General features: G+C 67.6%; 18 protein-coding genes and 2 pseudogenes. 10 read left to right on the plus strand and 10 right to left on the minus strand.

Annotated elements, in window-relative coordinates; genetic code table 11:
* The first annotated feature begins 49 nt into the window (after nucleotides 1–49).
* From G6N14_RS13815 to G6N14_RS13825, 3 genes and pseudogenes are all read left to right on the plus strand, one after another.
* Entirely contained in the window at nucleotides 50–1,054 is a 1,005-nt protein-coding gene (locus G6N14_RS13815; RefSeq protein ID WP_085137359.1) for an aromatic ring-hydroxylating oxygenase subunit alpha, read from the plus strand.
* A gap of 41 nt (nucleotides 1,055–1,095) precedes the next feature.
* Nucleotides 1,096–1,209, plus strand: a pseudogene (locus G6N14_RS13820) (cysteine hydrolase); the annotation flags it as partial.
* Nucleotides 1,197–2,846 (plus strand): medium-chain acyl-CoA ligase Mig, encoded by a 1,650-nt coding sequence (locus G6N14_RS13825; RefSeq protein ID WP_109559928.1) that lies wholly within the window; start codon nucleotides 1,197–1,199, stop codon nucleotides 2,844–2,846. The pseudogene G6N14_RS13820 and the gene G6N14_RS13825, both read left to right, overlap by 13 nt.
* A 7-nt stretch (nucleotides 2,847–2,853) precedes the next feature.
* Here the strand turns inward: G6N14_RS13825 and G6N14_RS13830 are convergent, their stop codons facing one another.
* Both G6N14_RS13830 and G6N14_RS13835 read right to left on the minus strand, forming a co-directional pair.
* Complete coding sequence (locus tag G6N14_RS13830; protein ID WP_085137442.1) at nucleotides 2,854–4,281, minus strand: aldehyde dehydrogenase family protein; 1,428 nt, start codon at nucleotides 4,279–4,281, stop codon at nucleotides 2,854–2,856.
* A 17-nt stretch (nucleotides 4,282–4,298) separates the two neighbouring features.
* Nucleotides 4,299–5,117 (minus strand): NAD(P)-dependent oxidoreductase, encoded by an 819-nt coding sequence (locus G6N14_RS13835; RefSeq protein WP_085137357.1) that lies wholly within the window; start codon nucleotides 5,115–5,117, stop codon nucleotides 4,299–4,301.
* Between the two features lie 125 nt (nucleotides 5,118–5,242).
* Here G6N14_RS13835 and G6N14_RS21480 point away from each other — a divergent pair.
* The 3 genes and pseudogenes from G6N14_RS21480 to G6N14_RS13850 all read left to right on the plus strand — a co-directional run bounded on the left by G6N14_RS21480 (nucleotide 5,243) and on the right by G6N14_RS13850 (nucleotide 8,623).
* Nucleotides 5,243–6,035, plus strand: a pseudogene (locus G6N14_RS21480) (SDR family oxidoreductase).
* A gap of 24 nt (nucleotides 6,036–6,059) precedes the next feature.
* Entirely contained in the window at nucleotides 6,060–7,340 is a 1,281-nt protein-coding gene (locus tag G6N14_RS13845) for a cytochrome P450 (protein ID WP_085137355.1), read from the plus strand.
* Nucleotides 7,341–7,414: 74 nt separating this feature from the next.
* Nucleotides 7,415–8,623: a cytochrome P450 gene (locus tag G6N14_RS13850; RefSeq protein WP_085137353.1), complete on the plus strand. Its 1,209-nt coding sequence runs from the start codon at nucleotides 7,415–7,417 to the stop codon at nucleotides 8,621–8,623.
* Here G6N14_RS13850 and G6N14_RS13855 read toward each other — a convergent pair.
* The gene (locus G6N14_RS13855; RefSeq protein WP_234809029.1) at nucleotides 8,613–10,088 is read right to left on the minus strand and encodes an aldehyde dehydrogenase family protein; all 1,476 of its coding nucleotides are present in this window, start codon (nucleotides 10,086–10,088) and stop codon (nucleotides 8,613–8,615) included. The genes G6N14_RS13850 and G6N14_RS13855 overlap by 11 nt on opposite strands.
* Before the next feature lie 172 nt (nucleotides 10,089–10,260).
* Here G6N14_RS13855 and G6N14_RS13860 point away from each other — a divergent pair, with 172 nt between their 5' ends.
* Nucleotides 10,261–11,475, plus strand: coding sequence for a CaiB/BaiF CoA transferase family protein (locus G6N14_RS13860; protein WP_085137440.1), 1,215 nt, complete (start codon nucleotides 10,261–10,263; stop codon nucleotides 11,473–11,475).
* Here the strand turns inward: G6N14_RS13860 and G6N14_RS13865 are convergent.
* Nucleotides 11,472–12,278, minus strand: a complete 807-nt coding sequence (locus G6N14_RS13865; RefSeq protein WP_085137349.1) for a thioesterase family protein — start codon at nucleotides 12,276–12,278, stop codon at nucleotides 11,472–11,474. The two genes, G6N14_RS13860 and G6N14_RS13865, sit on opposite strands and share 4 nt — an antisense overlap.
* Nucleotides 12,275–13,294, minus strand: coding sequence for an NAD-dependent epimerase/dehydratase family protein (locus G6N14_RS13870; RefSeq protein WP_085137347.1), 1,020 nt, complete (start codon nucleotides 13,292–13,294; stop codon nucleotides 12,275–12,277). Before G6N14_RS13870 ends, G6N14_RS13865 begins: the two co-directional genes overlap by 4 nt.
* Nucleotides 13,295–13,407: 113 nt before the next feature.
* On the opposite strand from G6N14_RS13870, the gene G6N14_RS13875 reads away from it, so the two are divergent.
* From G6N14_RS13875 to G6N14_RS13885, 3 genes are all read left to right on the plus strand, one after another.
* Nucleotides 13,408–13,821, plus strand: a complete 414-nt coding sequence (locus G6N14_RS13875) for a Zn-ribbon domain-containing OB-fold protein (RefSeq protein WP_085137345.1) — start codon at nucleotides 13,408–13,410, stop codon at nucleotides 13,819–13,821.
* Nucleotides 13,822–13,834: 13 nt separating this feature from the next.
* Nucleotides 13,835–14,983, plus strand: coding sequence for a thiolase family protein (locus G6N14_RS13880; RefSeq protein ID WP_085137344.1), 1,149 nt, complete (start codon nucleotides 13,835–13,837; stop codon nucleotides 14,981–14,983).
* An 87-nt stretch (nucleotides 14,984–15,070) separates the two neighbouring features.
* Nucleotides 15,071–16,300, plus strand: coding sequence for an amidohydrolase family protein (locus tag G6N14_RS13885; protein ID WP_085137342.1), 1,230 nt, complete (start codon nucleotides 15,071–15,073; stop codon nucleotides 16,298–16,300).
* Here G6N14_RS13885 and G6N14_RS13890 read toward each other — a convergent pair.
* Genes G6N14_RS13890 through G6N14_RS13910 form a run of 5 tightly spaced genes read right to left on the minus strand, consistent with a single transcriptional unit; the run spans nucleotide 16,287 to nucleotide 21,569 of the window.
* The gene (locus G6N14_RS13890; RefSeq protein ID WP_407663171.1) at nucleotides 16,287–16,793 is read right to left on the minus strand and encodes a nuclear transport factor 2 family protein; all 507 of its coding nucleotides are present in this window, start codon (nucleotides 16,791–16,793) and stop codon (nucleotides 16,287–16,289) included. The genes G6N14_RS13885 and G6N14_RS13890 overlap by 14 nt on opposite strands.
* Nucleotides 16,783–17,205 carry a Zn-ribbon domain-containing OB-fold protein gene (locus G6N14_RS13895; RefSeq protein ID WP_085137339.1) on the minus strand — a complete coding sequence of 141 codons (423 nt, stop codon included), beginning with the start codon at nucleotides 17,203–17,205 and terminating at the stop codon, nucleotides 16,783–16,785. Before G6N14_RS13895 ends, G6N14_RS13890 begins: the two co-directional genes overlap by 11 nt.
* Before the next feature lie 6 nt (nucleotides 17,206–17,211).
* Nucleotides 17,212–18,420: a thiolase family protein gene (locus G6N14_RS13900; RefSeq protein WP_085137338.1), complete on the minus strand. Its 1,209-nt coding sequence runs from the start codon at nucleotides 18,418–18,420 to the stop codon at nucleotides 17,212–17,214.
* Between the two features lie 15 nt (nucleotides 18,421–18,435).
* A complete protein-coding gene (locus G6N14_RS13905) occupies nucleotides 18,436–20,661 on the minus strand; it encodes an acyl-CoA dehydrogenase family protein (protein WP_085137336.1) in 2,226 nt (741 codons plus the stop codon).
* The gene (locus tag G6N14_RS13910; RefSeq protein ID WP_085137334.1) at nucleotides 20,658–21,569 is read right to left on the minus strand and encodes an IclR family transcriptional regulator; all 912 of its coding nucleotides are present in this window, start codon (nucleotides 21,567–21,569) and stop codon (nucleotides 20,658–20,660) included. Before G6N14_RS13910 ends, G6N14_RS13905 begins: the two co-directional genes overlap by 4 nt.
* Between the last annotated feature and the right edge of the window lie 42 nt (nucleotides 21,570–21,611).

Raw genomic sequence — 21,611 nt, forward strand, 5'->3', positions numbered from 1 at the left:
ATGGGCTTACGGTACGGTATTCAGTTGACTGCCCGTGGGAGGACACGCGATGAAGGTTCCCTTCACCTGGAAGGTCACCGGCTGGTTCATGATCGGCTGGTCCCCGGAGTTCGTCCCGGGTCAGTCGCGCGCCCTGCACTACTTCGACGAAGACCTGGTCGCCTACCGGGACGCCCGCGGTGAATTGCATGTGATGGAGGCCCATTGCAAGCACATGGGCGCCCATCTCGGCCACGGCGGCGCCGTCGTCGAGGACCGTCTTGAGTGCCCCTTCCACGGCTGGCAGTGGGGCCCCGACGGCTGCAACAAATTCATCCCCTACCAACCGGACCGGCCGAACAAGGCGCTGCGCCTGCGGGTCTACCCGGTCCGCGAGCAGCACGGCTGCGTGTTCGTATGGCACCACCCCGACGGCGCCGAACCCCACTGGGAGATGCCCGACATCTTCGGCAAATTTCCCCAGTTCACCACCGGACCGCAGGGTTACTACCGGGCCTTCCCGGAGTTCTCCCGGCGCCTGGAAGGCGAACCGGTTCACCCGCAGATCGTCGCCGAGAACGCCGCTGACAGCGCACATTTCCAGTACGTGCACCACGCGACGGTGACGCCGAGGGTGCTTGAGTGGAAGATGGTCGACCAAGAGTGGCACTTCGTCGCCGGCTTTCCCGATGAACGCTCCGAGGACCCCGAGCAGATGGCGTTGCGCTTCCACAGCCACCTGTTCGGCCTGGGTGGGGCGATCAGCATCTTCGAGGGTGTGCAGCAGCACCGGCTGATCTTCGCCTGCACGCCGGTGGACGAGGGCCGCTCAGATCTGTTCTATTCGATCTGGTGGCCGCGGATTCCCGGTGATGATTCCGACGCGCCGCCGGAGGACGTGCGGGCGCGCGTGGAGAAGCAGTTCCTGATCACCGTCGAAGACGACTTGGGGATCTGGCGTTACCAGCGCTACATCGAGAATCCGGCACTGTCCAAGGTCGATGCGAAACCATTCATGACTCTGCGGAAATGGGCGACACAGTTTTATGACGTACCGCCCACCGACCTGAGCTGACCGCCGTCTTGCCATGACCGCCGACATGGCGGACCTGGCACGATGCGGTGGCCGGTGTCGCGGGCGAGTACGGTGCTGCCATTATCGACAACACCTTGTCCCTGCTGGCGACGATCACCACCACAGAGGAGCTGATGCACACGTGGCACCCCTGACCCCGTTCACCGTGCCGGAAGTCTTCGACGCGGTAGCCGCCGCGATCGGCGACCGCGACATGATCGTCCAGGGCGACCGGCGCTACAGCTACGCCCAGATCCTGGAGCGGTCCAACCGCTTGGCGTCCTACCTGCACTCCCGCGGGCTGGGGTGTCACACGCCGCGCTCCGAACTCGGCCAGCACGAGGCGGGCCAAGACCTCCTGGGCATCTACGCCTACAACGGCAATGAGTTCGTCGAGACCCTGCTGGGCAGCTTCCGCGCCCGGGTGGCGCCGTTCAACGTCAACTACCGGTACGTGCGCAACGAGTTGTCGTACCTGCTCGCGGATTCGGGCGCCACCGCGCTGGTGTACCACGCCGCTTTCGCGCCCACGCTGGCCGAGGTCCTTCCCGAGCTCCCCCAGCTCAAGGTGCTCATCCAGATCGCCGACGATTCCGGCAACGCGCTGCTCGATGGAGCCGTCGACTACGAGACCGTCCTGGCGGACAGCTCGCCGGAGCCGCCTCCGGTGCAGCCCTGCCCCGACGACCTTTATGTGCTCTACACCGGCGGCACCACCGGCATGCCCAAGGGCGTGCTCTGGCGTCAGCACGACATCTTCATGGGCTCGTTCGGCGGCCGCAATCTGATGACCGCCGAAGAAGTCAGCTCCATCGACGACATCGTGGGGCCGGCCCGGGAAAACCCCGGCGTCAAGCTGATGATCCTGCCGCCGCTGATCCACGGTGCCGCGCAGTGGGCAGTGATGACCGCGATCAACACCGGCCAGACCCTGGTATTTCCGTCGGTGGTGGACCACTTCGACGCCGACGACGTGGTACGCGCCATTGAGCGGGAGAAGGTGCTGTCGGTGACCGTGGTCGGCGACGCGATGGCCCGGCCGCTGCTCGACGCGATTCGCAAAGGCAGTGCCGATGTGTCGTCGCTGCTGGTGGTCGCCAACGGCGGGGCGCTGCTGACGCCGTACGTCAAACAGCAGATCGTCGAGACCCTGCCCGGCGCCATGGTGATCGACGGGGTCGGTTCTTCCGAGACCGGCGCCCAGATGCGGCACATGTCGACCTCGGGCGCGGTCTCCACCGGAACCTTCGCCGGTGGACCGGACACCTGCGTGGTGGCCGAAGACCTGGGTGCCGTCCTGCAGCCCGGGCACGACGGCCTGGGCTGGCTGGGTCAGCGCGGCTATGTCCCCCTGGGCTACAAGGGCGATGCCGCCAAGACCGCGGCGACGTTCCCGGTGATCGACGGGGCGCGCTTCGCTGTTCCCGGCGACCGTGCGCGGCATCTGGAGGACGGATCGATCGAGCTGCTCGGGCGGGATTCGGTGACGATCAACTCCGGCGGGGAGAAGATCTTCGCCGAAGAGGTCGAAACGGCTCTGGCCTCCCACCCGGGCGTCGTCGACGTGGTGGTCGCGGGCCGGCCCAGCGAACGCTGGGGACAGGAGGTGGTGGCCGTGGTGGCCCTCGCCGAGGGTGCCGACGTCACCGCCGCTGAGCTCATCGAGCATGCCGGCAAGTCGCTGGCCCGCTACAAGCTGCCCAAGGCCGTCGCCTTCCGGCCGGCGATCGTGCGCAGCCCCGCCGGCAAGGCCGACTACCGTTGGGCGCGCGAACAGGCCGAGCAGGGCTGATACCCGCTCAGACGCGCCGGGACCGGCGTCGCGCGCGGTTGCGCGCCGAGCGCACCATCGCCTCGGCGTAGAAGCGCATCGCGGGCCGAAACGGCGGCGCAGCACTTCCCGTGATGCTGAACGGGAGATCGGATCCCACCACGGTCCGGTAGTGGCTGAACGCGTCGAAGCCCACCTTGCCGTGGTAGGCGCCCATGCCGCTGCGCCCCACTCCGCCGAACGGCGCCCCGGGGGGAATCATGTGCGCGGCGAAGTCGTTGCGGGCCACTCCCCCACTTCGGCTGCGCCGGACGAAATCGCGAAAGTTCTTGTCGTCCGGCCCGAACCAGTAGGCGACCAGCGGGGCCGGACGTCCGTTGATGGTCTCGATCGCCTCATCCAGGCTAGTGTAGCCCTGCACCACCAACACCGGGCCGAAGATCTCCTCCTCGCAGATGCGCATGGTCGGCTCGACGCCGCGCACGATGGTGGGGGCGATCTTGCGCGAGATGCGATCCGGGAGTGCCTCGCCGGCGGGCGCGACGGTCTCCACCTCGGCGCCGCGCCGGCGAGCGTCCTCGATCAGGCCCAGCACCCGGTCGAAGTTGGCGTCGTTGACGCAGGAGCAGTAATCGTCGTTGGCCAGGATCGTCGGGAACATCGCCTGCAGGGCCTGGCGGGCCGCATCGACGAAGGCGTCCACCTCGCCCTCGGGCACCAGCACATGGTCCGGGCACACGCAGGCCTGCCCGCCGTTGACCATTCGGCCCGCTGCGATCCGCTTCGCCGAGCGCCGGATGTCCGCGCCGGGGCCTACCACGACGGGGTTCTTGCCGCCCAGTTCCAATGTCACCGGAACAAGGTTTTGCGCGGCGGCCCGCTGCACCAGGGAGCCCACCGGCGGTGAGCCGGTGAAAAAAACATGGTCGAACGGCAGACCCGCGAAGGCGCCCGCCACCTCGGGGCCGCCGGTGACGACGGCCAGCTCGGCTTCATCGAAATAGTCCGGCGCAAGCCGCTGCATGAGCTCGGCGGTGCGCCAGGTGATCTCCGACATCTTGATCATCACCCGGTTGCCCGCCGCGAAAGCCGCCGCCGCCGGGACCACCACCAGTTGCAGTGGAAAGTTCCATGGTCCGATGATTCCCACCACGCCCAGCGGGGTCGGCTGCACCTGCGCCCGCAGTCCGGCCAGCCTGGCCGGGCGCAGCAGACTGCGGGGGCGCATCCATTGCCGCACATGCGATCTGGTGTGCTCCACGACGGGGATGATGCCGATCAGCTCAGTGGCCAGGGAGGCCTCCCGCGACCGGGTCCCGAAATCGTGCGCCATCGCCTCGGTGAAAGCGTCGACGTTGTCCAGCACCATCGCCATCAGCCGGTCGATGCGGTTGCGCCGGACAGCGGCGCTGGGCGGCCCGTCGTCGGCGAAGGAGCGCCGCTGCTTCTCCAGCAGATTTGCCAGGTCGGTAGTCACGACAGGTCCAGCGGCCCGTTTTGGGCCACGGTCTGCAACTGGCCCAGTTCGACGCCATGGTCGGCGGCGGCCTCGATGCAGGCCGCAACGTCCTTGCGCATGAAGGGCGCAACGATTTTGGCGAAGCTGTCCACACCCCCGGCCGACTGCACGTACCCCGCTGCCCGGCTACCGCCGCTGCACTGCTGCAGCGCCTCGAACAGGCTGGTGTCGCTCACTCCGAGGTTCTTGCCCAACTCAACCGCGGCGGCCACAAGTTGCGCGTTGGCGGCGAACAGCACGTTGTTGATCAGCTTGAGGTTCAAGGCGGTGCCCAGCGCGCCGGTGGGGATCACCGGCTCGGCGTAGGACGCCAGCACCGGCCGCGCCCGGGCCACCGCGTCGTCGGGGCCGCCGAGCAGCACAGTGAGCGTGCCCGCCTCGATGTCGTGGGCGCCTCCGCTGACCGGGGCGTCCACCAGCACCGGGCCGTCCGGAAACTCCGCCGCAAGGCCGGTCAGCGTGCCCACCGTGCCCGTGGTGTGGGAGACCACGACGGCGCCGGGGTCGGCATGGGCGAGCAATCCGTCGGCACCGGCGGCGACCTCGAGCAGTTGCGCGTCGGAGAACAGGCAGCTGATCACCACGCCGGCATCACGGGCGGCCGCGGCAACCGACTCCACCGGCACCGCTCCTGCGGCCGCGAGCCGTTCCCGCGCCTGGGGTCGGCGGGCGTACACCTGAACCCGGTACCCGGCGGCGGCCAGGCGCAGCACCATGGGCTCGCCCATCCTGCCGGCTCCGACGAATCCGACGACCTGGCCGGTTGCGCTCATTCTCCGCTCCTCAGGGCAGCTTTCGGCTATCCGGTAAGGCCAACCGTAGCATTGTTCACCAGCGCCGAATTCGTTACAGTCGTCCTTACTGTCGATATTTCGGGTGCATCAGAAGGCTGGCGAGGATGACCAACCAGCGGCGCAAAGTCGTGGTCGTGGGCGCGGGGTCGGGAATCGGCGCCGCCACGGCCGCGTACTTCCACCAGCGCGGCGATTGCGTGCTCGCGGTCGACGTACGCGCCCACCACACGCCGGCCTCCCAGCACGCCACCTGCGACCTGAGGGATCCCGCGGCCATCGCCGAGTTCACCGCCGGAATCGGTGACGGCTGGGATCTGCTGGCTCACGTCGCCGGCGTTCGCGGCACCGCACCGGCCGCCGATGCGCTGACGGTCAATTACCTGGGCATGCGTCTGATGACCGAGGGCCTGCTGCCACGGCTTCGTCGCGGCGGCGCGGTGGTCGCGGTGACATCGACGGCGGCACTCGGGTGGGAGCAGCGCATTCCGGTGCTCAACGGCCTACTCGAAGCAACCGAAGCGCAGGAGGTCATGCGCCGGCAGGCGGGCCAGGACCCGACTTACCCCGTCTACAGCACCTCCAAGCAGGCGATGATCCTGTACGCCAAGCGCCGCGCCGCGCCGCGCCGCGACAGCACACGCCGAGTACGGCGTGCGGATCAACACGGTGAGCCCGGGCCCGGTGGAGACGCCGATATTGCCCGACTTCGAGCAGTCGATGGGCAAACAGATGCTCGACACCGTACGTACCGCCGTCGGCCGGCACGCCGGCGTCGAGGACATCGTCCCGGTGATCGACTTCCTGGGCTCTCCCGGCGCCGGCTGGATCACCGGCCAGGACGTTCTCGTCGACGGCGGCGTCATGAATGCGATCACCGTCGGGACACCCGTCCCCTAGGGCCAACCTTCCGAGAGGAAACCAATGACACTGGATTCGTCACCTGACACGCCGATATCGCCGCACCCATACCATCGGCTCGACATCTCCGAAACTGAGTTCTGGGGCAAGGATTTCCGGACCCGGGACGAGACCTTCGCGACGCTGCGCGACGAGCCCGGACTGACCTGGCACCGGCCGTTGGACGCCGTGTTCCCCCACGAAGAGGACGGCTACTGGGCGGCGACCCGGCACGCGGACGTCAAGTTCGTGAGCCAGCATGAAGAGCTGTTCTGTTCCCGCGAAGGCGTCAGCGTCGATCCGATGCCGGCCGAGATCCAGCGCAACATGACGTTTTTCCTGGCGATGGACCCGCCCGACCACACCCGGTATCGCAAGCTCATCAGTTCGGGATTCACGCCGCGGCAGGTCCGGCGCATCGAGGAGCAGATCAAAGCCAACTCTCGCAGCATCGTTGACGACCTGCTGACCCAATTGCGCAGCGGCGACCAGATCGACTTCGTCGCAAGCTGTTCGGGCCTACTGCCTATGCGCACCGTCTCGGACATGATCGGTATCGACCCGGCCGACCAGCAGAAGGTCGCCTACGCCGCCGAATGTCTGTTCAGTAGCAGCGACGAGGAGTACGCCTCGCTGGAGGAGCGGGCCGTGCACGTCATGACGCAGCTGGGCGTGCTGGCCGGTTCCGGCGTCGAGTTGGCTCAACGCCGCCGCGCCGAACCGCACGATGACCTGATGACCGAGCTGGTCAACGCCGAGGTCGACGGCCACCGGCTGACCGACGCCGAGCTCGGCTCGTTCATGGTGTTGCTGGGATCTGCCGGCAACGACACCACCAAGCAGGCCACCACGCATGCGTTCAAGGCGCTCGTCGACCATCCCGAACAGCGCGCCTGGCTGCTGGCGGATTACGACAATCGGATCGGCGGGGCGGTCGAGGAGTTCGTGCGCTGGGCGACACCGGTACTCGCCTTCGGCCGCCACGCGGTGGTCGACACCGAGGTCGCCGGGACCGAGATCAAGGCCGGCGAGAAGGTGGCGCTGTTCTACTGCTCGGCCAATCGGGACCAGACCGTGTTCGACCGGCCGCATGAATTCGACATCACCCGCGCCACCAACCCGCACCTGGGCTTCGGCGGCGGTGGCGCGCACTATTGCCTGGGCACCCATGTCGCCCGGATGGAGCTGCGGCACCTGTTCTACGAGCTGCTCACCCGCTTGCCCGAGGTCACCCTCGGCGAACCGGAGTACCTGCAGAGCACCTTCGTGCACGGCATCAAGCGGATGCCGATCAGTCTCGCCTGACCCTGGCGCACTACATACTAAATCGATTACTGTAATTCTTACAGTACGTTGCTACGCCCGACGGGAGATCAGCCGTGGAGAGCCAGGTTGACGACATCGCTGCCGCACTCGACAAGCCGGCCGACTACCTGAAGAACCCGTACCCCTACTTCCAGAGCAAGCGCGAGGGACTCGGGATCTTCCCCGGAACGGTCATGGACTACACCAAGACCCCGGCGTCGCTTCGGCCCAAAACTCAGTTCGCGGCCGTCTCTTTCGAGGCGGTCAACCAAGTCTTCCGCGATGCGGACTCGTTCAACTCGCATATCTACGATGTCACCATCGGGCTGTTCATCGGACCGACGATCCTGGCGATGGAGGGCGAGCCGCACCGCAACCATCGCAACCTGGTCTCGTCAGCCTTCAAACGGAAGTCGCTGGTGCACTGGGAGCCGGAGGTGGTTCGGCCGGTCTGCACCGCGCTGATCGACGAGTTCATCGCCGAGGGCACCGCCGACCTGGTGTCGGGATTCACCTTCGAGTTCCCCACCCGGGTGATCGCCAGGCTGCTGGGGCTCCCCGAAGAAGACCTGCCCTGGTTTCGTCAGCGGGCCATCGAATTGATCAGCTACACCGTGGCCTACGAGCGGGCATTTCGTGCGTCGGCGGAACTCAAAGAGTATTTCCTGACCCAGATGGACAAACGCAAGTCCGCGCCCACCGACGACATCATCGGCGACCTGGTCACCGCGGAAGTCGATGGCGAGAAGCTCACCGACGAAGCGATCTTCTCGTTTCTGCGACTGCTGCTGCCGGCCGGCTTGGAGACCACCTACCGGGCTACCAGCAACCTGCTGTACCTGTTGCTCACCCATCCCGAACAGTTCGCAGCGGTACGCAACGACCACGATCTGATCGGCGCCGCCATCGAGGAGGGCCTGCGGTACGAAACTCCACTGACCACCGTGCAGCGCACCGCAATCCGCGACATCGAGGTGGCCGGCGTCGAGCTTCCCGCCGGCGCCGTCGTCGATGTGTGCATCGGCTCGGCCAACCGTGACGAGAACCGGTGGGAACGGGCTGAGGAGTTCGACATCTTCCGAAAGTGGATTCCGCACATCACCTTCGCCGCCGGCGAACACACCTGCATGGGTCTGCATCTGGCCCGCATGGAGATGCGGGTCGCCATGGAATGCCTGCTGGACCGCCTCGGTGACATCACTCTGGTCACCGACGACCACCCGCACATCTACGGGCAGCCCTTCCGCTCCCCGCGTTCGCTTCCGGTGACGTTCACTGCGTGAGACCCGCCGACCGCGGCCGCCGGGAGCCGATCGTCTTGGTCTCCAGGTACTGCGCGAACCCCTCGATCCCGCACTGCCTGCCCCAGCCGCTGCTCTTGTAGCCGCCGAACGGAGCGTCGGCGCCGTAGTACATGCCTCCGTTGACGCCGATCGCCCCGGTCCGGATTCGGCGGGCCACGTTCAGCGCCCGTTCGTTCGACGCCGAGACCACTGCGCCGGCCAGCCCGTACGCGCTGTCGTTGGCGAGGCGCACGGCCTCGTCGTCGTCACCGAACGGCAGCATCACCAGCACGGGACCGAAGACCTCCTCCCGCGCGATCGCGGCGCTGTTGTCGACCCCCACGATCACCGTCGGCTGCAGGTAGTGTCCCCCCGCCAGCTCGGCGGGCAGTCCTTCGACTTCGCCGCCGCCGGTGGTGATCTCGGCCCCGTCGAGGCGGGCCCGCGTGTAGGCGTCGAGCACTCGGCGCTTCTGCGCGGCACTGATCAGCGGGCCGACCAGCGTCTGCGGAAGGGCCGGATCGCCCACGGTCACGGCGGCAAAGGCCGCGGTGACTGCCGTGACGAGTTCATCGAACATGCTGGTGTGAACCAACATCCGGGTGGTTGCGGCACACGCCTGTCCGGCATGCACGCATACCCCGACGGCGCCGGGAATGACCTTGGCGGGATCGGCGTCATCCAGCACGATCAACGCCGACTTGCCGCCGAGCTCGAGGAACGTCCGCTTCATGGTGTCAGCGCTGGCGCGGGCCAGGTGCTTGCCGACGGCCGTCGACCCGGTGAAAGAGATCATGTCGACTCGCGGATCGGTTCCCAGCAGGCCGGCAACCTCGTTGGACGGCGTGGGCACGACGTTGACCACCCCGGCGGGGATGTCGGTGTGCTCAGCGATCAGGCGTCCCAACCGGGTGGCGTTCCACGGGGTGTTCGGGTCGGGCTTGAGGACGACGGTATTGCCGGCCGCCAGAGCAGGACCCAGCTTGTTGAGGATCACCTCGACGGGGAAGTTGGACGGCGTGATCGCCGCAACCACACCGACCGGCTCCTTGACCACCATGCGGACGTTGCGGTCTCCGAACAGTCCGCCGCCGTCGAGTAGCCGCTCCCAGTCGAATTCGTCGATCAACCGGCTTGGGTAACGCAGCCCGTCGACCAGCGGCCAATCCAGTTGCGCCAGGTGGGTCGTCATCACCGGGCAGCCGACCTCGGCGATCAACTCGGTGCGCAACTCTTCCTTCTCGGCTTCCAGCGCCGCCTGCAGTTGTCCCAGGCAGCGCTTGCGCAGGGCGCGGTTGGTCGCCCAATCGGTATCGTCAAAGGCCCGGCGGGCGGCACCGATCGCCTGCCCCATGTCGGCCTCCCCGGCGGCAGCGGTAGTCCCCAACAGCCGCCCGGTGGCCGGGCTTACATTGTCGAAATGGGCCCCGGAGGCCGCCGCGACCAACTTGCCGTCGATCAGCATGCGCGATTCCGCGGCGGCCGCGGCCCGTCGGCCGATCTGGACGCTGCTAGCTTGCTGCCCGCCGTCGCTCACCTGCGGGCAAGCCGTTTCGTGGATACAACGGTAACCATTACAGTAGAATACTTCAAAAGCTTTTGGGCGGCGGCAGGAGCGCGCTGAGTTGATCAAGGTCATGAACGGCTTCCGCGTCCTGGAGGTCGCGCAGTTCACCTTCGTGCCCGCCGCCGGTGCGATATTGGCCGACTGGGGAGCCGACGTCATCAAGGTCGAGCATCCGGTACGCGGCGACACCCAGCGGGGCTTCATCCGGATGGGCGGATTCGAGCTCAACCCCGACCGGCACCCGCTGATGGAACACCCCAACCGGGGCAAGCGCAGCGTCGGGATCGACGTCTCGCTGGCCGACGGGCAGCAGGTACTTTATGAATTGGCCGCTACCGCAGATGTTTTTCTGACCAACTACCTGCCGCGCGCCCGGCAGAAGAACAAGTTCGACGTCGAGCACATCCGCGCCGCCAACCCCGACATCGTCTACGCCCGGGGCAGTGCGTACGGCGACAAGGGCCCCGAGCGTGATGTCGGCGGCTTCGACGGCACTGCCTTTTGGACCCGCAGCGGCGTCGGCCACGCGCTGAGCCCCGAGGAGCTGGGGACCCCGCTGTCACAGGGAATCCCCGCCTTCGGCGACTCAATCGGCGGAATGAACATCGCGGGCGGGATCGCCGCTGCGCTGCTGCACCGGGAGCGCACCGGCGAGGCCCTCGAGGTCGACGTCTCGTTGCTGTCGACCGCGTGGTGGGCGGCCGGCGCCAGCGTGACACAGGGACTGGACACCGGCGAGGCCATGCGTGCGGCGATGCCGGAATCCGCCGGGTCGCAGGGCAACCCCTTTCTGGGCAACTACACCACCTCCGACGGTGGGACCATCAACCTGTGCATCGTCAGTCCGACCGGCTACATCCGGGACACCTTCGAGCACCTGGGCATCGGCGAGGCCGCCGATGACCCGCGCTTTTCCGATGTGCTGCCGCTGATGCGCAACGCGGCGGCGGCCGGGGCGCTGATCGCCGACGCTATCGGCGCCAAGCCGTTCGACTACTGGCGCACACACCTCAAGACCATGAAAGGCCAGTGGGCGCCGTTCCAGAGCCTGGTCGACCTGGGCTCCGACGAGCAGGCCGTCGCCAACGACATGATCGCCGAAGTGGAACCGGCCGACGGCGGGCGGCCGTTCAAGGTGGTCCGGGGCCCGGTCCAGTTCAACCACGAGCCGCTGCAGACCACCCGGGCCCCGCAGGCCGCCGAGCACACCGAAATCGTCCTGACCGGACTCGGGATGGACTGGGACCGTATCGAAAAGCTCAAGGAATCCGGCGCTATCGCTTAACCGGGCGTCGGCGGCCCGTCGTATTTCCGGTCGGCGTCGAAGTTGAAGTTGGCGACCGCGGTCGTCACGCCGATCCCGATCGGACCGTGCGCGTCGAATAGGCTCGAACTCCCGGTCGCCACACCCGCGTCGCTGTAGTGGGTCATTGCCGCCAAACAGATATACGGACCGACCGGTAGCCGGCTCAGGGTCAAGGTGAAGTCGGCGTTGATGAAGGCCAATCCCTCGGTGCTGAAATTCGTCAGTGACGCGGTCACGTCGACCGCCATCGCAGCCCGCACGAACGGCGAGATCTCCTCGCCGTCTACCAGATCGCGGATCTCGCGTATCCAGGCGAAGCGCGGCCCGGCGTACTGCCATTGGAAGCGCCCGGCCTCGTCGGTGCCGTAAGCCCGAATGAACATCGGCACCGACTCGTCGTGGCGTGCCGGTTCCGCCGGAATCGGCGGCAGCGTCACCGCGGTGGTGAAGAACTCGCCGTCGGGTTGCACCCCACGGCGCAGATACAGCGCCGAGGCGCGGGCCACCAGTTCGCCGTTCTGCGTCATCGCGGCGTCGACCGCCCGCATCCGCGAGCCCGACCGGACCACGCCCGCGGTGACCTGCAACGGCTCGGTGGCGACTCGCCGAAGGATCTCGACGGTCAGGCGCGCGGGTTGCAGATCATCCTCGGGGACGTGGCCTTCGACCGCCCGGGCCAGCAGGCCGCCGACCACCTGGCCTCCCAGCGTCGGCCCCCACCCGCCCTGACCGATGGGATTCGGCAGGAAGTCGTTGTCCCGACGTACCACGAACGGGATCATGTCTTGCCTCGCTCCAGATAGAACTTCGCGGCGCGCCGAATCGCGAGTTCGGTCGGTTCGGGATGCCAGCCCAGTTCCCGGGTGGCCTTGCCGTGGCCGGCAGGCGACGTCGACGCCATCAGTCGCGCGCCGGTCGCGGTGAATACGAAGTCGCGGCGCAGCAGCGCGCCGACCAGGCCGACCACATGGCCCACTACATGCAGGAAGGCCATCGGAATCCCGATGCGCGGGGGTGCGACCCCGACCGCTTCGGCCGCGATCGTGAGCATCTCCCGCTGGGTCATGTAGCGCTCGGAGAGGATGTAGCGCTCGCCGATCCTGCCCCGCTCCGCTGCCAGCAGCATCCCGCGGGCAGCGTCGTCGATCCCGACCACCTCGGCGCCCACGCCGCGCGCGTATGCCGGCATCTTCCCCAGCGCCGCGAGCTGAACAAGCATCCCCTGCCGAGGCTGCCAGTCCGGCGGGCCGTACGGGTTCGACACGTTGGTGATGACGGCGGGTAGCCCGCGCTCGGCCACGTATTCCAGCACCAGCCGCTCGGCCTCGCGCCGGGAGGCGATGTATCCCCCGCCCTGGCGGGTCCAGTTGAACGGCGTGTCTTCGTCCACGGTTTCGCCGGTGCGTCCCACCGCGATGGTTCCGATGGTGCTCAGGAACACGAACCTGTCGAGCTCGGCTGTTGCCGCCACCTCCAGGACGTTGCGCAGGCCCTCGACATTGGTCCGAAACAGCGGGGCGGGGTCGCGAAGCTCGGCCCGGGTGTCGACGACGCAGTAGTACACGACGTCGCGGTCGGCCATAGCGGCGGCGAGCGCTTCGGTGTCGAAGATGTCGCCGTAACACCGCTGCACGTCGAGGCCGTCAATCCCCTTGGTGGAGCTGGAATGACGCAGCAACACGCGCACGTCGTCGCCGCGGGCGGCCAGCTGTCTGGTGACGCAGGCGCCGACATTGCCACTGGCCCCCATGACGAGGACTCGGCGCCCCTGCACCGCCGATCCCTCGTTCGCTGCCATCCCAGAGCCTTTGCCGTGATTGCCAGACGGCGCCGGAAGGCCCGCTGTTCGCCTGGATCGATGATACTTTACTGTAAGTATTACAGTTAGCAGACCTGTTACGCGGAGGTCCCATGCAGAAGGCGCTCGCACCCGACATCTCGACGTGGCCGGAGGAGAATCCACAGCTGATCGGCAGCCGCTGCGATGCCTGTGCCGCCACCGTTTTCCCGGCTCAGCCGCGCTGTCCGAGTTGCAGCGGCGACCAGATGAGCCAAGAACTCCTACCGCGCACCGGCACCCTGGTGGCCTGGACCACGCAGGGGTTTGCGCCCGGGGCACCGTATCTGGGCCCCACCGGTAAGGACTTCGTACCCTTCGGCGTCGGCCTGGTGCAGCTGGGCGATGTCATCCGCGTGGAGGGCCGCCTCACCGAGAACGATCCGGACAAGCTGGAGTTCGGGATGCCGGTGGAACTGGTCATGATTCCGTTCACCTCCGATGCCGACGGCAACGACATCATCACCTTCGCCTTCCGGCCGGTATAGGAGCACGCGACCCATGGGTAATGACGTAGCGATCATCGGCGTCGGCCTGCACCCGTTCGGCCGGTTCGAAGGCAAGTCGGCGATGGCAATGGGGGTCGACGCGATCTTCGCCGCGGTCGCCGACGCCGGCGTGGACTGGAATGACATCGGTGCCGCGACCGGCGGCAGCTGGACGGTCGCCAACCCGGACGCGATCGTCGGGATGGTCGGGTTGTCCGGCATCCCGTTCACCAACGTGTTCAACGCGTGCGCCACCGCGGCCAGCGCCGTCAAGGTCTGCGCCGACGGTATCCGGCTCGGCGACTACGACATCGGCATCGCCGTCGGCTTGGACAAGCATCCCCGAGGAGCGTTCACCGAGGATCCGGCCCTGGTCGGGATGCCACGCTGGTACGCCGAGAACGGCCAGTATCTGACCACCCAGTTCTTCGGCATGAAGGCCAACCGCTACCTGCACGATCACGGCATCTCCCAGCAGACCCTCGCCAGGGTCGCCGCCAAGAACTTCCGCAACGGCGCGTTGAACCCCAACGCATTCCGGCGTAAGCCGATCTCCGAAGTGGAGATCCTGGATTCGACGATGCTGAACTACCCGCTCACGCAGTACATGTTCTGCGCCCCCGACGAAGGCGCCGCCGCAGTGGTGATGTGCCGCGCCGACATCGCGCACCGCTACACCGACAAACCGGTATACCTGCGCGCGGTCGAGGTACGCACCCGTCGTTACGGCGCCTATGAGGTGAACACCACCTTCGCTCCGGTCACCGAAGACGTGGCGCCCACGGTCTACGCCGCCCGCGCTGCCTTCGCCAAGGCCGGTGTGGCGCCCGAGGACGTCGATGTCATCCAGCTGCAGGACACCGACGCCGGCGCCGAGATCATCCACATGGCCGAGTGCGGCTTCTGCGCCGACGGCGATCAGGAGAAGCTGCTCGCCGTCGGGGCGACCGAGATCACCGGGACACTGCCGGTCAACACCGACGGCGGGCTGATCGCCAACGGCGAGCCCATCGGCGCCTCGGGACTGCGCCAGATCCACGAACTGGTGCGCCAGCTGCGCGGCCAGGCCGGCGACCGCCAAGTGCCCGGGAATCCCCGGGTGGGATTCGCCCAGCTCTACGGCGCGCCGGGCACGGCGGCCGCAACCATCCTCACCACCTGATTCCCATGCCGAGCAGACGCAGAATCGCACGATTGGTTGCCCGTGAATGCGACTCTGCGTCTGCTCGCGGTAGGAAAGGAGCGCTGCATGAGCCAGTTCCGTGACGCGCCGATCTTCGATGCCGACCAGCACATGTACGAGACCCCCGATGCGCTGACCAAGTACCTGCCGGAGAAGTATTCGCGGGCAGTCCAGTTCGCCCAGATCGGCCGGCAGACCCGCATCATCATCAACAACCGCGTCAGCGACTTCATCCCCAACCCCACCTTCGAACGGGTTGCCGCGCCGGGCGCGCATGAGAAGTTCTTCGCCGGCGAGAACACCGAGGGGCTGAGCCTGCGCGAGATGCAGGGTCCGGCGATCGCCGCACCGCCCGCGACCCGCAACCCGCAGGACCGGGTCGCCGAGCTGGACCGCCAGGGCGTCACCGAGGCGCTGAACTATCCGACGCTGGCCAGCCTGGTCGAGCACGCCAGCGCCGACGACCCCGAGCTGACGTGCGCCATCATCCACGCGCTCAACCAGTGGATGGCCGAGCACTGGACGTACAACTACCACGGCCGAGTGTTCTCCACGCCGATCATCAACCTCTCCGAGGTGGACGCCGCCCAGCGCGAACTGGAGTACATCCTCGACCACGGCGCGGTCGTCGCGCTGGTCAAGCCGGGTCCGGTCAACGGCGTCCGCGGCTGGCGCTCTCCCGCGCTGCCCGAGTTCGACCCGTTCTGGGGCGATGTGCAGGCCGCCGGCCTGCCGATCGTGCTGCACGCCAGCTTCCCGCCACTCGACGACTATGTCGGCCGGTGGGAACCGGCGTACACCCAGAACTTCATGGCGCAAAGCGCCTTTCGCTGGATGGTGCTGGGCCACCGCGAAATCGCCGACATGATCACCAGTCTGATCTGTCATGGCACCCTGACCCGTTTTCCCGGACTGCGCATCGCCAGCGTGGAAAACGGCAGCTCCTGGATCCGGCCGCTCTTCGATGATTTCGGCGAACTGTACAAAAAGATGCCGCAGAACTTCCCGGAGCACCCGCATGAGGTCTTTCGCCGCAACATCTGGGTCAGCCCGTTCTGGGAGGGCCGCGTCTCCGACGTCGTAGACACCGTGGGATGGGACCGGGTGCTCTTCGGATCGGACTATCCGCATCCCGAGGGCCTGGCCGAGCCGAAAGGGTTCTGGCGCTACGCCGAGGGGATGGATGTCCGGCGCACCTATGACTTCATGGGCGACAACGCCCGGCGGTTCATGGGGCTGCCCATCGCGAACCCGGATCCCGAAGCACGCAAACCGCCCGTGCTCACCGGCTCCTGATCTGACCCGGCCCCGAGCGGCGGGCGAGCCTGGCCAGCACGGCGCGAACGCGCGGCGAGAGATAAACCGCGAACAGCCCGTTGAACAGATCCTCGCGCAGCCGGGTGAGCGTCGACGATGCGATCCGCCACTGGTCGTCGGCCTTGACGTAGGTCTCGGTGTAGTGGCCGTAGCCGCGCAGGTTGATCCCGGGACCGAGGCGCACCACATCTTCCAGCGCCCATACCCCGTGCGCGGTGGTCGGCGAGTCCAGCTCGATGTCGGGCGCATGGACCTGGTGGACCGTGGGCTGGCCTCGCAGGCTCTTGCGGGTGAAGGCCACGAACGCATCGGCTCCGGTGACGACTTTGCCGCCCGCAGCCGAGGTGTCGCTGACGAAGTCATCGGTGAACAGCGCGCGCCACGCCGCCCAGTCTTTGGTGTCCAGATAACGGCAGTAGCGGGATTTCAGCCGCTTGATCGCCTCGATATCCGCGGCGTTCTCAGCCACGATCCGCCGCCGGCTCGTAGCGCAGCATCGTGACGTCGTGTTCGGGGTAGTCGCAGAACACCGGCTGCACCCGCATTCCGACCGCCAGATCGGCCGGGTCGACGTTGACCAGCTCGGTGGAGAACCGCGGGCCCTCATCCCATTCGACGATCCCCAGCAGTTGCGGCACCGCGCCGGCGAAGTGCGGTCCCACCGGCCGGCGGGCCACGGTGAAGGAGTACAACGTGCCCATCCCGGAGATTTCCCGCCACTGAAGGTCATCGGCCAGGGTGCGTGGGGCGCGGACTCGGGGGTAGAACACGTAGCTCTGCGAAGACGGCGAATACTGGATGACAATCCGGTGCTCGGCCAGCGCGTCCCAGAACGGTGCGGTGGTCGGCGTTTTGACCGGCATCGGTCGCTCAAAGCTCATCATCTGCTGCTAGTCCCCTTCCAGAATGAGGGTCGTCTGCTCCGACAGGATCCCGCCGTTGCCCGAGACGAAGGCCCGGTTGCAGTCGGCCACCTGCGCGTCCCCGGCGCGACCCATGATCTGGCGGGTGGCGTCGCAGACATGGTGCATGCCGCCGGCCAGGCCGGCCTGCCCGAATCCGAGTTGCCCGCCGGCGGTGTTGAGCGGGAAGTCACCACGGAAGGTCAGGTCGTGATCGGCCAGGAACTGCATGCCTTTGCCTTTCTCGCAGAAGCCGGCATCCTCCAGCGAGAGCACCACGGTGATCGTGTAGCAGTCGTAGATGGAAACCATGTCCATGTCCGCCCGCGTCAGATCCGTCATGGCGAACGCGGTGTCGGCCGCCTCCCGGATCGGGGTGGCCAACAGGTCGGCGGCGTAGGTCAGGGTCTTGAACGGCACATGCTCACCGAAACCTTTGATCCACACCGGCCGGTTGCGGGCCCGCTTGGCGACCTCTGCGCTGGCGATCACCACCGCTGCCCCGCCGACGCAGGGCATCACGATCTCCAACATGTGCAGCGGATCGGCGATCACCGGGCTGGCCAGAACATCCTCGACGGTCAGCGGCGTGTCGCGCCAGATGGCACCGTCGGTGTGGTTGGCGTTGACACGTTGATCGACGACCAATTTGGCCATCGCCCGTTCGTCGTAGCCGTAGACGGCGCCGTAGCGGGTGGCAACCTGGCCGTAGGGGCCGTTCTGTCCCAGGTTGCCGTAGGGGATCTCGAACTCTGCTTGCGGAGAGCCGAATTGGTTGCTCGACGAGCCGAAGAACATCGCGTCGACAAGCGGCCTGGGCTTACGTTCCGACATCGGGGTGATGTAGCGGGCGGGCAACGCGCACAGCACCACATCACAGATGCCCAGCTCGATCGCCGCTGCGGCGCGCCAGACCATGGCAGCCGCGCTGGCCCCGCCCAGGTCGACGATTTCGGCGAACCGCGCTGGAATCCCCAAGTATTCGGCGATTGTGGAAGGTACGAAGATCTCGGATTCGCCCAGGTGCGAGGTGACGATGCCGTTGGCCAGCTCAGCGGGAAGGCCCGCGTCGGCCAGTGCCGCCGCGCTCAGCTCTGCCCACTGCTCCAGCGTGAACGGGGCCGGCGTCGCCTTGTTCATCCGCTCCGGCGGCAGCTCGACGTAACCGACGATCGCGGCGTCTCCACGTAATCCCATGTGGTGTCCTTTATCTCATTTGCGAGGTAGGCCGAGGATCATCTGCGCGATGATGTTCAGCTGGATTTCCTTGGTACCGCCTCCGATCAGCTCGGCCGGAGACAACAGATAGGGCTCGATGACGGCCGGGTCGGAGTCGACGACCATGGCCAGGCGACCGACGGTGGCAAGTGTCGCCCGGAAGGTACGGCGCAGCAGCACGTTCATCGCCACTTTGGCGATGCTCGAGGATGCCGCGAGACCCGCACCGTCGAGCATCCTGATGGTCTCGCGCACCCCGAGCGCCCTGATCGCGTTGGCGTAGGCGTCGAGTTCGCCCAACGCGCGCACCGCGTCGTCGCGCGACGGCCCCGCGGCGGCGGCGAGGGCCCGTAGCGCGACCGCCCGGTCGTTTTCGACGTATCCGCTGATGGCGGTGCGCTCCTGGGCCATCGTGGCGATCGCGAGCTGCCAGCCCTCGGTGGGCGCGCCCAGCAGCATCTCGTCGGGGACGAAGACGTCGGCGAGGAAGACTTCGTTGAACTCGGCAGCTCCGGTGGCCATCTGAATCGGCTGCACTTCGATACCCGGCGAGCGCATGTCCACGATGAAGTAGCCGATACCGCGGTGTTTGGGTGCCGCGGGGTCGGTACGGGCGAGCAGGGCGCCGTAATCGGCACGCTGGGCCGCCGAGGTCCAGATCTTGTGACCGTTGATGCGCCATCCGCCGTCGACCTTGGCCGCCCGGGTGGTCAGCGACGCCAGATCGGAGCCCGCACCCGGCTCGGAAAACAACTGGCACCAGGCAAGTTCACCGCGCTGTGTCGCCGGAATCAGCCGCTGCGCCACCGCATCAGATGCGGCGTGAATCAGCGACGGCAGGATCCATTCGGCGATGCCCAGCGACGGCCGCACCAGTCCGGGCCGTTTGGCGAACTCCTCGATGATGATCAACTGCTGCAGGGGGGAGGCATCGCGCCCCCACGGTGCGGGCCACTGCGGGGCGATCAGCCCGGCTTCGGCGATCAGCGTGCGCTGCGGGCCGGTTTCGAAGTGCGGGTAGTCGCCTTGGCGCCCCGGGCCGTCGTTGGCCAGGGCCGCGGCGGCGTCGAGCGTTGCGGCGACACCGGCTCGGAACTCGGCCTCAGCGCCGCCGAGATCGACGGTGAAGTCCCGCTGCTGCGCGATCGCCGGCTCACCGAGTCGACGGGCCCAGTCGGTTGCCGCGCCGATCGAGGCGGCGATGCTGGTGGCCCGGCGCCAGTACAGGTGCAGATCGTGTTCCCAGGTGAACCCGATGGCGCCGAACATCGTCAGGGTGTCGAACACGATGTCGGGACAGGGCGCGACCGCCGTCAGCGCCGCGGTGGCGGCGGCCATCCGGTGCTGTTCAGGGGTGTCGGTGATGGCCCGAAGTGCGTCCCAGGCCGCGGCGCAGGCCAGTTCGGCGTTGACCAGCAACATGGCCGCCTGATGCTGCAGTGCCTGGAACGTGCCGATGGCCACGCCGAACTGCTCTCGGGTGCGCAGATGCGCGGTGGCCGCCTCCACACACCACCCGGCGATGCCGGCGCACACCGCTGCGGCCAGGCCCACGGCGAGGTAGTCCGCACGCTCGGTGTCCACGCCGGCCAGGACATCGCCGGCGTTCGCCGGGTAATCGGCCAACGTGATGGTGGCCAGGTCGGTGAGCAGGTCGGTGCCGGCCACCGACCGAGTCGCCACCTGCGCCTCGGCGACATCGACCACCGCCCAGAGATGGGTGCCGTCGTCACAGCGGGCGCAGACCAGCACCAGCCGAGCCGCGCGGGCACCCGGGATCACCTCGGAGACACCGCTGACCCGCCATCCGTCGTCGGTTCGCGCAGCGGTGAAGTCCGACTGGCCGGCCAGCACCACCGTGGCCGGCGCGCCGGCAGCGAGGGCGCGCAGAAACCGCTCCTGCGCAGGGGTGCCCGTGCCGAGCAGGCCGACCGCTCCGGCTGTCACCGTCGGCAACAGCGGTCCCGGCAGCGACACCGTACCCGCGGCCTCGAGGACCGCGGCGGCGTCGTGCAGCCCACCTCCCTGTCCGCCGTAGTGTTCCGGAATGTGGATCGCGTGAAACCCGTGTGAGACCAGGTCATTCCACCACGACGGCAATTCGCCGTCTGCCAGCGCGTCGAGCGCCTCACGGGTATCGGTCATCGGCGCGTGCCGGGCGGCGAACTGCCGCAGCGACTCGCCGAGTTGGCGCTGTTCGGCACTGAGCGTCACGCTCACGAGCTCTCCTCATGTTTGTCGCGTGCAGTCTGGGATTGGATACGCGCCGCGGTTTCGCGCACGGCCGCGCCGAGTTCGGCGACCTCCCCAGCGGTCAGGGCGGCGAAGGGGGCGATTCCCACCGACATCACGGCCGTGCCGTCGGCGTCGCGAACCGGGGCCGAGACGCTGGCGACCGGATGGCGCTCGCCCTGTGCGAGTTCGTCGGGCAGGTAGTCGACCTCGGTGAGATCGGCGAACGCCGTGGCGACGCGCGCGGTGATCTCGTCGGGCTCGCCGTCGGCAGCCAGGGCTTGCAGCGCCGAGTACACCCGGATGTACTCGCGACTCATCCGGTCGATCGCGTAGCCGCGCCGACCGACTTCGTCGAGCACCGCACCCAGCCGGCGCCGCAATCGCGGCGAGGGTGCGCCCAGCCCGCTGAGCCAATCCTTCTTGACGGCCTCGCTGGTCCCGGCGATGAATTCGCGGCCGAAGGGGGCCACCAGCGGCATCCGGAATCCAGGTTCGAGTCGCAGCCCGGCGATCGACTCCCCGACCGAGTCGGTTACCACCACCGTCGCCCCCTGGCGAACGCCGAGGATCGCCTGCCTGCCGACCGCGCCGAAAAGCCGCTGCAGCTCGGGCCGGAAGGCCTGCTTGTTGACCGGGCGCGCCAGGGCGGACAGGGCGGGCCCCCAGGAGTAGCGCCCGGAGTCGCGGTCCCGCACCAGCCACCGCCGATTGGCGAGGGTGGACACGATGGCGTGGCAGGTGCCGTGGCTGATGCCCAGGGTGTGCGAGATCTCCGAGAGGGACAGGTGCCGTTGCGCGTCGGCGGCCAGCAGCTCAAGGATCCGCATGACCCGCTCGGTCGGCGGCGATGACACCGGGCGGCCGGTGCCGACCGCATCGCTGACGCCCGTCATACTTTCGAAAAATACGTCGAATAATCGACGTCCGCAAATCCC

This window comes from Mycolicibacter hiberniae (assembly GCF_010729485.1).
Lineage (GTDB): Bacteria > Actinomycetota > Actinomycetes > Mycobacteriales > Mycobacteriaceae > Mycobacterium > Mycobacterium hiberniae.